Genomic DNA, 10499 nt, shown 5'->3' with positions numbered 1-10499 from the left:
ATCGCGATCCTGAATGAGCCAGCACGATCTGCCGATCCTCGAATCGCTCCACATAGGCCCGTCATAATCACTGCGCAGAGCCACTAGGCGTCCACGGTGGCCCGGCCGAGGATGACGTCCTCATAGACGTGCAGGGACGGCAGTCCGCCGGTGTGCATGAACAACACCTTGGCGTTGGGCTTGAAGTAGCCTTGGCGCGCCAGGCCGATCAGGCCGGCCATGATCTTTCCGGTGTAGACCGGATCGAGCAGGACGCCTTCGGTGCGCGCCAGCATCTGCACGGCTTCGACCATCTTGGCATTGGGGATCGAGTATTTCGGCTGCCAGAAGCCGCCGACGCTCTTCACTGCCTCGCGCGGCACCTTGCCGATGCCGAGAAGATCGGCGACGGCCTGCGCCTCCTTGTAGACCAGCGGCTCCTGGTCGGCGGGGTCGCGGCTGACGCCGATGCCGATCAGCGGGATCTTGATGTGGTTGCCGAAGAAGCCCGCGACCATGCCGCCATGAGTCCCCGAGCTGCCCGAGCCGACCACGACGGCGTCGAGCGCCAGGCCCATGTCGGCCCACTGCTGCTCCATCTCCTGTACGCAGGCGACGTAGCCCAGGCCGCCGATGGCGTTCGAGCCGCCGCCCGGGATGACGTAGCCCTTGCGGCCGAGCGAGGCGAGTTCCTGCGCGATCTTCGACATGGCGGCGCCCATGTCCGAGCCGCCGGGAACGACAGTGATGGCCTCGACGCCCATCAGCTCGAACATGAAATTGTTGCCGCCCGCCTCCTTCTTGTAGCTGCCGGGCACGCGCTCCTCGATCACGAAGCGGCACTTCAGGCCTTCCCTGATCGCTGCAGACAGCGTGATGCGGCAATGGTTGGACTGAGGCGCGCCGCAGGTGATCAGCGTGTCGCACCCCTGGGCCAGCGCGTCCGCAGCGAGGAATTCGAGCTTGCGGGTCTTGTTGCCGCCGGGGAACAGGCCCAGCAGGTCGTCACGCTTGATCCAGATCTCCGGGCCGACGCCGCCGGGGCAGCTTGCTGCCAGGGCCTTGGTGAAGTGAGGAAGCGGTTCGATGGGCGTGGGGGCGTGTGTGTAGCGACGGCGCGGAAAACGAGACAAATCCATTCAGGCACTCCAGCAAGACGGTGCTGGCTCTAGCATTCCGCCGGGCCTGAAGAAAGCGACCGGGCAAGCGCATTCTGGCACGTTTGACGAGTGACCTACACAGTCTCTGCAACCTCGTCCTTCATCTCACAAATCGATTCCTTCTTCGTCGATGAGAAATCACTTCGTCGATGAGAAATCAATTGGTGCGAAATCGTACGAAGTCACAGCATGACCACAACTGTTACCTCGAGACCACACCGAGGCAGGAATGCGTCGACGCAGGCGCCATTTTGTGGCGACTGAAAATCGCCAAGCGTAGAGTCTGCGCGCTACGCAATTGCCTCAGTCCCAACGCGAAGCAAACCTCTCTGAAATCCTGAAATCCTCCATGAGGAGATACGCATGAAGAAGGTCTTGATTGCGGTGGCAGCCATCGCGGCACTGCCAGCTACCGCTCAAGCTCAAGATGTCCAGATGCCCGGCGTGTACTTCGGCGTGCAAGGCGGCCTCAACTGGCTGTTCAACACGACGATCCTCGGCCAGAACGTCTCGCCGCAGACAGGCTGGGCGCTGGGTGGCAAGTTCGGCTACGACTTCATCGGCCCGCGCGTCGAAGTCGAAGGCCTCTATCGCCAGAACAACAACGGCAACTTCTTTGGCGGCCGCGCGATCACCGGACAGATCAGCCAGGTGACGACGATGGCCAACTTCCTCTATGACTTCAACGCCACGGGCACCTTCGTGCCTTATATCGGCGCGGGCGCCGGCGTCGGCTTCATTGATTCCGATTACAATCTCGGCAGCACGACCTTCGCCTATCAGGGCATCCTGGGTGTCGGCTACAACGCCACGCCTAACCTGCGCTTCAACCTCGAAGGCCGTTATATCGGCACGACCAATCCGCAGGTCGCCGGGACGTCCTGGACCAACAACAACATCGCCTTGCTTGCCGCCGTGCAGGTCAAGTTCGGCGGCGCAGCGCCGCCTCCGCCGCCTCCCCCGCCGCCGGTTGCGCCGCCGTCGTTCATGGTGTTCTTCGATTGGGACCGCTCGAACCTGAGCCAGCAGGCGCTGGCCACGATCAAGCAGGCGGCCGATGCCTTCAAGCAGAAGGGCAATGCGCGCATCACGGCAACCGGCCACACCGACACGTCGGGCCCGGAAGCCTACAACATGGCGCTGTCGCTGCGTCGCGCGAACGCCGTGAAGGACGCGCTCGTGCGTGAAGGCGTGCCGGCGCAGGCGATCACGGTGATCGGCCGCGGTGAGCAGGGCCTGCTGGTGCAGACCGGTGACGGCGTGCGCGAGCCGCAGAACCGCCGCGTCGAGATCGTCATCCAATAAGGCGATCGGACATCGAAAAACAGAAACGGCCGGGCAATGCCCGGCCGTTTTTATTGGTGCATGCGACATCAACGCTGTCATCCTTCGCTACGCTCAGGATGACAGGCGCACCCACTCCTCTTCGGTCAGCGTCTCGATGCCGAGCTCGGCGGCCTTGCGGGCCTTGGAGCCGGCATTCTCACCGACCACCACCAGGCTGGTCTTCTTCGACACCGAATCGGTGACCTTGGCGCCGAGTTCCTCGGCGCGCGCCTTGGCCGCGTCGCGGGTCATCGTGGAGAGCTCGCCGGTGAAGACCACGATCTTGTCCTTGAGCTTGGCGTCGGCCGCCACGACGCGCCGCGCCACCGCCTCGACGGTGAGCTGCTTGCGCAGGTCGCGGATCACCTCGACGTTGTGGCCCTCGCTGAAGAAGGTGCACATGGCGTCGGCCGTGGTGACGCCGATCTGCTCGACGTTGCATAGCCGGCCGTAGCTTTCGCCGACCTCGGCCGCCGCCTTCTCCTTCTTCACGTCGTCCGGCTTCTTCTTGCGCTCCTTGGCAGCGTTGAGCATCTCATCGAGCCAGACGTCGACGTCGCCATATTCCTGCGCCAGGATCTTGGCAGTCGCTTCGCCAATCAGCGGGATGCCGATGGCATTGATGAAGCGGTCGAGCGAGATGGTCTTGCGCGCCTCGATCGCCGCCATCAGGTTGCGCACCGACAGGTCGCCCCAGCCCTCACGCTTCTTGATCTCGTCGATCTTCCTGGGCAGCCGGAAGATGTCGCCCGGCACCTTCAGCAGCCCGTCGCGATGGAAGTTCTCGATGTGCGTGCCGCCCAGCCCCTCTATGTCGAAGCAGTTGCGCGACACGAAGTAGCGCAGCCGCTCGACCTGCTGGAACGGACATTCCAGACCGCCCGAGCAGCGCCGCACCACGCCGCCCTCCTCGCTCGCGACCTTGGTCTTGAGCGGACACGGGCAATGGGTCGGGAAATGGAACTTCTCGGTCTTTTTGGGTCGCTCCTCGGGCACGAAACCCAGGATCTGCGGAATCACGTCACCGGCGCGCTGGACGATCACCATGTCGCCCTTGCGCACGTCCAGGCGCTCGATCTCGTCGGCATTGTGCAGCGAGGCGCGCGCCACCATGACGCCGCCGACATTGACCGGCTCGAGATCGGCCACCGGCGTCAGCGCGCCGGTGCGGCCGACCTGGATCAAGATGCCGTTCAACCGCGTGCGCGCCTGCTCAGCCGGAAACTTGTGGGCGATCGCCCAGCGCGGGGCGCGGCTGACGAAGCCCAGCCGCTCCTGCCAGTCGATGCGGTCGACCTTGTAGACGACGCCGTCGATGTCATAGGGCAGCGACGGCCGCGTCACGCCCATGTCCTTGTAGAAGGCGCGCACGTCGTCCGGCGTGCGGCAGAGCTTCGACAGCGGATTGACCTTGAAGCCCCACTCCTTGAGCAGCTTCAGGTATTCGCTGTGGGTCTTCCACGAGCGCGGCTCGGCCTCGCCCCAGGCATAGGCGAAGAAGCGCAACGGCCGCTTGGCGGTGATCGAGGAATCGAGCTGGCGCAGTGAGCCCGCTGCGGCGTTGCGCGGGTTGGCGAAGGTCTTCTCGCCGTCGGCTTCCTGGCGCTTGTTCATCTCCTCGAAGGCGCGGCGCTCCATGTAGACTTCGCCGCGCACGTCGATCGACTTGGGAAACTTGCCCTTCAGCTTGTGCGGGATGTCCTTGACCGTCTTGAGGTTGGGCGTGACGTCCTCGCCGGTCGTGCCGTCGCCGCGCGTCGCGCCAACCGTGAACTCGCCGTCCTCGTAGCGCAGGCTTATCGACAGGCCATCGATCTTGGGCTCGCAGGCCAGCGCGATCTCGGCATCGGGCTTGAGATCGGTCTCCCGTTCCAGTGCACGGCGCAGGCGATCCAGAAAGCCCTGCAGCTCCTCGTCGGTGAAGGCGTTGTCCAGCGACAGCATCGGCCGCCCATGACGGACCTTGGCAAAGGCCGTGCTGGGCAGCGGCGCCACCTGCTGCGTCGGGCTGAACATGTCGACGAGCTGCGGGAAGCGCGCCTCGATCGCCTTCAGGCGCTGGCGCAGCTTGTCGTAGTCGGCGTCGGAGATCTCGGGCGAGTCCTGCTCGTGATAGAGCTTGTCGTGGTGCTTGATCTCCTCGGCCAGCCGCTTGTGCTCGGCACGCGCCTGGCGCTCGGTCATCTCGTCAACCGACAGGGCAGCCTTGAACTTCGCGGCACGCGACATCGTCTTCTCCTAGCCCGCGGCCGCCAGCAACCGATCGGCGGCGGCGCGCGCCTCGGCCGTGACCTCGGCGCCCGACAGCATGCGGGCAATCTCCTCGCGCCGGCCCTTGGCGTCGAGCGCCAATACATCAGTGCTGGCCGCACTCCTGGTCGTTGTCTTGCGGATCAGCCAGTGGCGGTCGGCGACGGCCGCGACCTGCGGCGAGTGCGTGACGACCAGCACCTGCACGTCCTTGGCCAGGCGCTTCAGGCGCTCGCCGACCGCGGCCGCCGTGGCGCCGCCGATGCCCGAATCGACTTCATCGAACACGATGGTCGCCGCATCGCCGACCTTGGCCAGGCAGACTTTCAGCGCCAGCAGGAAACGCGACAGCTCGCCGCCCGAAGCGATGCGCGCGATCGGCGCCGGCGGCGTGCCGGGATTGGTGGCGACCGTGAACTGCGCGCGATCGGTGCCATTCTCCGACCATTCGGTCTCGGACAAGGGTGCGAGATCGGTGACGAACCTGGCCTTCTCCAGCTTGAGCGGCCCGAGCTCGGCGGCGACCGCCTTGTCGAGCCGCGCCGCGCCCTTGCGGCGGGCGGCGGACTGAACCTCGGCGGCGGCGATATAGGCGGCGCGCGCCGCCTTCGCCTCGTTGGCCAGGCGCTTGAGCCCGGCCTCGCCATCGTCCAGCGCCGCCAGTTGCGCGGCGAAGCGTTCGGCCAACGCCGCCAGATCCGGCACCGTGACATTGTGCTTGCGCGCCGCCGCGCGCAGCGCGAACAGCCGCTCCTCGACCTTCTCCAGCCGCGCCGGATCGAACTCCAAGGCCGCCTGCGCGGCCTCGAGCTGGGCCTGCGCCTCGGTCGCTTCGCTCAGCGCCCGGTCGAGCGCCGCCAGCGCGGTGTCGAGCCGGCCCATCGCCTTGTCGACATTGCGCTCGACCAGCCGATGCGCGTTGCGCAAGGCGCCGACCGCGCCACGGCCATGCTCGAGCTCAGCCATCGCCTGGGTCACCGCCTCGCCCAAAGCGCTGCCGGCGCGCAGCAGTTGGCGCTCCTCGGCAAGCTTCTCTTCGTCGTCGGGCTTGGGCGACAGCGCCTCCAGCTCCTTCACCGCATGGCGCAGAAAATCCTCGTCGCGGCGCGCCGCGGCGGCGGCCGCCTCGGCGTCGGCGCGCGCCTGCTCGGCGGCGCGCCAGGCATGCCAGGCCGTGCGCACCGCCTCGGCCTGCTTTTCCAGGCCGGCGAAAGCATCGAGCGAGGCGCGATGCGTGCCCATGTCCAAAAGGCCGTGCTGCTCCATCTGCCCCTGGATCTCGACCAGCGTATCGCCCAGCCGGCGCAAGAGCGCCACCGAGGCCGGCTGGTCGTTGACGAAGGCACGACCGCGGCCGTCGGCGCCGATGATGCGCCTCAAGGTCAGCGCGTCATCGTCCTGCAGTCCCTGCTCGGCCAGCACGGCATGGGCCGGATGGTCCTTGGGCAGGTCGAAGGAGGCCGCCACCGAGGCCTGCGCCGAGCCGCGCCGCACCGCGGCCGATTCGGCACGGTTGCCCAGCGCCAGGCCGAGTGCGTCGATCAGGATGGATTTGCCGGCGCCGGTCTCGCCGGTCAGCGCGCCCAGGCCGCCGCGGCGCGAGCGCACGAAGTCGAGGTCGAGCTTCTCGATCAGCACGAAGTCGCGGATCGAAAGCGAGACCAGCATGCAGGATCAGAACAGGCCGAAGAACCAGCCGCGCTTTTCGTCGGATGGCGCAGGCCCGCCCTCGCCGGTCATCAGGTAGTAGCTGTCCTGATACCATTCGCTGCCCGGGAAGTTGTAGCCCAGCACGGCCGCAGCCTCCTGCGCCTCCTGCTTCACGCCGAGCGACAGATAGCTCTCGACCAGCCGGTGCAGTGCCTCGGGCACGTGCGTGGTCGTCTGGTAGCGCTCGATCACCACGCGATAGCGGTTGATGGCGCCGACATATTGCTGGTTGCTCTGGTAGTAGCGGCCGACCGCCATCTCCTTGCCGGCGAGATGGTCGATGGCGAGCTCGACCTTGAGGCGCGCGTCGCGGGCATAGGGCGATTCGGGAAAGCGCTTGACCACCTCGGCCAGCGCATCGAGCGCCTGCTGGGTCATGCGCTGGTCGCGACCGACGTCGGAGATCTGCTCGTAGTAGCAGAGCGCCTTCAGATAGTAGGCGTAGGGGATGTCGCGATGGCCGGGATGGAGCTGGATGAAGCGGTCCAGCGCGATGACGGCCTCATCGTACTTGTTCGACTGGTAGTAGGCGAAGGCCGCCATGATCTGCGCCTTGGTCGCCCACACCGAATAGGGATGCTGCCGGTCGACTTCCTCGAAGCCCTTGGCGGCCGCCTTGTACTCCTGAGCACCGAGATCATCGAGCGCGCGGTTGTAGAGCACCTCGACCGGTTGCTCGACGTAGTTCTTGTCGTCGTCCGACGAGCCGCAGCCTGAAAGGCCGAGCGTCGCGACAGCCAAGGCAAACCCGGTAAAAGCCGCTTTCCACATACCCATTCAACAACCTGTTGCGCCGGCGCGTTTATATCACCGCCGGGGCCGAAAAAAGAGGGGCCGCAACGGGCCCCTCAAGTAATGCGTGGAGAAACTTGCAGGCCTACGTCAGTTGGCTTGCCGACGCAGGAACGCGGGAATCTGCAGGTCGTCGTCATCTCGCGCAGGCTTGGCGCGCTCGGTGACGTCGAGATTGATCGAAGCCTGCGCCGGCGCCGGCCGCGGCGCGGGCTTGGGAGCCACCGCCACGACATTCTCCGGCACAGGACGCGGCGCCATCGGCTCGGCAGGCGGAGCCGCCATCGGCTTGGGTGCGGCAAAGGCGCCCGTGATGCGCTGGAACAGGTTCGGCGCGCGGCTTTCGCTGGCCGCCCGCGCGGCAACCGGTCGCGCGATGGGCTCGCTGGCCCGCACGGCCGGCCTGGCCGCCGGACGGCTGACCCGCCAGTCGTTCTCGTCGACCAGTGGACGCGGCGGCGTGGCGGCAGGAGCCGCGACCGGAGCAGGCGCCGCCGTTGCCGCGATCGGCGGAGCAGCCGGCACCACCGGTGCGACGGGCGCCGGAGCGGCGACGGGGGCTGGTGCGGGCGCCAGCTCGACCGGCGCGGCGACGATCTGAGCCGGGATCGGCATCTCGGCCATCGCCGGCATCGGCGGTGCCACCGGTGCCGGAGCGACGGGCGCCGCGGCGGCCGGTGCGGGAGCCGGGGCAGCGGCCACGGGCGCCATCATCTGAGGAGTGGCGGCGACCATGGGGGCGGCGACCGGCGGTGCCGGCGGCACGGGCGCGGCGACCGCGGCGGCCGGCATGGCGACGCGACCGACCGGCGGCGCTACCGGACGGCTGAGCGCGGGCTGGCCGGTCTGCACCGGGCGGTTCATGTCGAGCGACAGGTAGTTCGGTGCCGGCTGCTGGGCGGCCAGGGCAGCGATGCCGGTGGCGACCACCGACACGCGCATGCGGCCCTGCATGGTGGCGTCGAAGGTCGAGCCGAAGATGATGTTGGCGTCGGCGTCGACTTCCTCGCGGATGCGGTTGGCCGCCTCGTCGACCTCGTGCAGGGTCATGTCGAGGCCACCGGTGATGTTGATGAGCACGCCCCTGGCGCCCTTCATCGAGTGGTCTTCCAGCAGCGGGTTGGAGATCGCGCTCTCGGCCGCGACGCGGCTGCGATCCTGGCCCTCGGCCTCGCCGGTGCCCATCATCGCCTTGCCCATCTCGCCCATCACCGTACGGATGTCGGCGAAGTCGAGGTTGATCAGGCCGGGCATGACCATGAGGTCGGTGACGCCGCGCACGCCCATGTGCAGCACGTCGTCGGCCATCTTGAAGGCGTCGGCGAAGGTCGTCTTCTCGTTGGCGATCTTGAACAGGTTCTGGTTGGGGATGACGATCAGCGTGTCGACCACCTTCTCCAGCTCGGTGATGCCCTGCTCGGCCGACTGCATGCGGCGGCGGCCCTCGAAGTGGAACGGCTTCGTGACGACGCCAATGGTCAGGATGCCCTGCTCGCGCGCCGCGGCGGCGATGACCGGCGCCGCACCGGTGCCGGTGCCGCCGCCCATGCCGGCAGTGACAAACACCATGTTGGCGCCGTCGAGCAGCTGCAGGATCTCAGGCAGCGCCTCCTCGGCGGCCTGACGACCGACCTCGGGACGGGCACCTGCGCCCAGGCCCTGGGTGATGGTGATGCCGAGCTGGACGCGGCGGTCGGCGAGCGATCCGCCGAGCGCCTGAGCGTCGGTATTGGCGACGATGAACTCCACGCCTTCCAGCGCGGCGCTGATCATGTTGTTGACGGCGTTTCCACCCGCGCCACCGACGCCGATAACGGTGATACGCGGCTTAATCTCGGACTCCTTTTGGGGGAGACTGAGGTTGATTGTCATACGGCTTCTCCACGCAAACGAGGGGGTTATCTGCTCGGAGCAGCGGCGTGGACCCATTCTTGGCCGGACCCTTCACCGCCACCGGCTTTTCTTACTTCTTATCAATAGCCTGTGGGGATTGCCTTTCCCCGCACAACATATTGCCTAAAAGTTTTCCCGAATCCAACTACCGATCCGCCCGATTCGACTCGACGGCGTTTCCGTCGGCACTTGTTGGGCCTGACCGGCCGCGTGGTTGTTGAGCGCGAAGGCGAGCAAACCGGCAGCGGCAGAAAATGCCGGTCCACCAGTTGAATCCGCGAGTCCGGCAAGACGCAGCGGACCGCCGGTGCGCACTTTCTTGTTGAGGATCGACGCTGCGACCTCGGGCACACCGTCGAGCTGACAGCCGCCGCCGACCAGAACGGCGCGTCCACCTGCCAACTTATCCACACCGCTGGCCTCGAGTCGGCTGCGCACAAGCTCGAATGTCTCCTCGACGCGCGGCCGGATGATGCCGACCAGGATCGAGCGCGGGATGTGGTTGGGACGCGTGCGATCTTCCTCGCCGATCAACGGCACGTCGATGATGTCGTACTCGTCGTTGGGCTTGGCGACGGCGCGGCCGATCTGGGTCTTCATGCGCTCGGCATGGGCAAGCGGCGTCGACAATCCGCGGGCGATGTCGCGGGTGACGTGCTCGCCGCCGACCGGGATGCTGTCGACGTGCACGAGATGGCCTTCATAGAAGACGGCGATCGAGGTCGTGCCGCCGCCCATGTCGATCAGGGTGACGCCGAGGTCGCGCTCATCGGACACCAGCGAGCTGAGGCCGGCGGCATGGGCCGCGACGACGCGGTCGGCGATCTCGAGATGGGCGCGGCGCACGCAGACCTGCAGGTTGCGCATCGAACCGCTGGCCGCCGTCACCAGGTGGACCTCGACTCCCAGCCGCTCGCCGAACATGCCGCGGGCGTCGCGCACCGGCGTGCCGTCGACCGAGAAGCCGATGGCCTCGGAATGGATGATGTCGCGGTCGGCGGTCTCGGCCGGCAGGTGGATATGCTGCTGGACGCGGCGCACGTCGCGCTCGCCGATTTCGTGATGGCCGATGGCGACATCGAGGCTCTGGTTGTGCGAGGCGGCCGAGCCGCCGCTCACGCCGACGATGACCTCGCGGACGTGCTCGCCGCACATCTCTTCCGCGGTCGACACCGCCGAGGAGATGGCGCGCGTGGCGGCCTCCATGTCGACGATGTTGCCCGAGCGCATGCCCTGGGCCGGCTGATGGCCGATCCCGACCACGCGCAACCCCTGGCCGTCCACGCGCGCCACGAAGCAGACGACCTTGCTGGTGCCGATATCGAGAGCCGCAATCACGCCGTTTCTTGTCTTAGCCACGATCTCCCCCGTCGCTACGCTTTACACTAA

At 66.9% G+C, this 10499-nt stretch carries 7 protein-coding genes; 1 reads left to right on the top strand and 6 read right to left on the bottom strand.

Going from position 1 to position 10499, the window contains the following annotated elements; genetic code table 11:
* Nucleotides 1–83 precede the first annotated feature (83 nt).
* Nucleotides 84–1118 carry a D-cysteate sulfo-lyase gene (gene cuyA, locus RSO01_RS32125; RefSeq protein WP_147154647.1) on the bottom strand — a complete coding sequence of 345 codons (1035 nt, stop codon included), beginning with the start codon at nucleotides 1116–1118 and terminating at the stop codon, nucleotides 84–86.
* 384 nt (nucleotides 1119–1502) lie between these two features.
* On the opposite strand from cuyA, the gene RSO01_RS32120 reads away from it, so the two are divergent.
* Nucleotides 1503–2444, top strand: coding sequence for an OmpA family protein (locus RSO01_RS32120; RefSeq protein ID WP_147154646.1), 942 nt, complete (start codon nucleotides 1503–1505; stop codon nucleotides 2442–2444).
* 93 nt (nucleotides 2445–2537) lie between these two features.
* On the opposite strand, the gene ligA is transcribed toward RSO01_RS32120, so the two are convergent.
* The 5 genes from ligA to ftsA form a co-directional block, all read right to left on the bottom strand.
* A complete protein-coding gene (gene ligA, locus RSO01_RS32115) occupies nucleotides 2538–4694 on the bottom strand; it encodes an NAD-dependent DNA ligase LigA (protein WP_147154645.1) in 2157 nt (718 codons plus the stop codon).
* A gap of 9 nt (nucleotides 4695–4703) precedes the next feature.
* On the bottom strand, nucleotides 4704–6383 hold the full coding sequence (gene recN / locus RSO01_RS32110; protein WP_147154644.1) for a DNA repair protein RecN: 1680 nt from the start codon (nucleotides 6381–6383) through the stop codon (nucleotides 4704–4706).
* A 6-nt stretch (nucleotides 6384–6389) separates the two neighbouring features.
* Nucleotides 6390–7202: an outer membrane protein assembly factor BamD gene (locus tag RSO01_RS32105; protein WP_246158968.1), complete on the bottom strand. Its 813-nt coding sequence runs from the start codon at nucleotides 7200–7202 to the stop codon at nucleotides 6390–6392.
* Nucleotides 7203–7307: 105 nt separating this feature from the next.
* Nucleotides 7308–9089 (bottom strand): cell division protein FtsZ, encoded by a 1782-nt coding sequence (gene ftsZ, locus RSO01_RS32100; RefSeq protein ID WP_147154643.1) that lies wholly within the window; start codon nucleotides 9087–9089, stop codon nucleotides 7308–7310.
* A gap of 144 nt (nucleotides 9090–9233) precedes the next feature.
* Nucleotides 9234–10469, bottom strand: coding sequence for a cell division protein FtsA (ftsA, locus tag RSO01_RS32095; RefSeq protein WP_218037519.1), 1236 nt, complete (start codon nucleotides 10467–10469; stop codon nucleotides 9234–9236).
* Nucleotides 10470–10499: the final 30 nt, after the last annotated feature.

Source organism: Reyranella soli (genome assembly GCF_007992495.1).
Taxonomy (GTDB): Bacteria; Pseudomonadota; Alphaproteobacteria; order Reyranellales; family Reyranellaceae; genus Reyranella; species Reyranella soli.
Note: the sequence above shows the minus strand (reverse complement) of the source record. Positions and strands in the feature narration are given on the sequence as shown.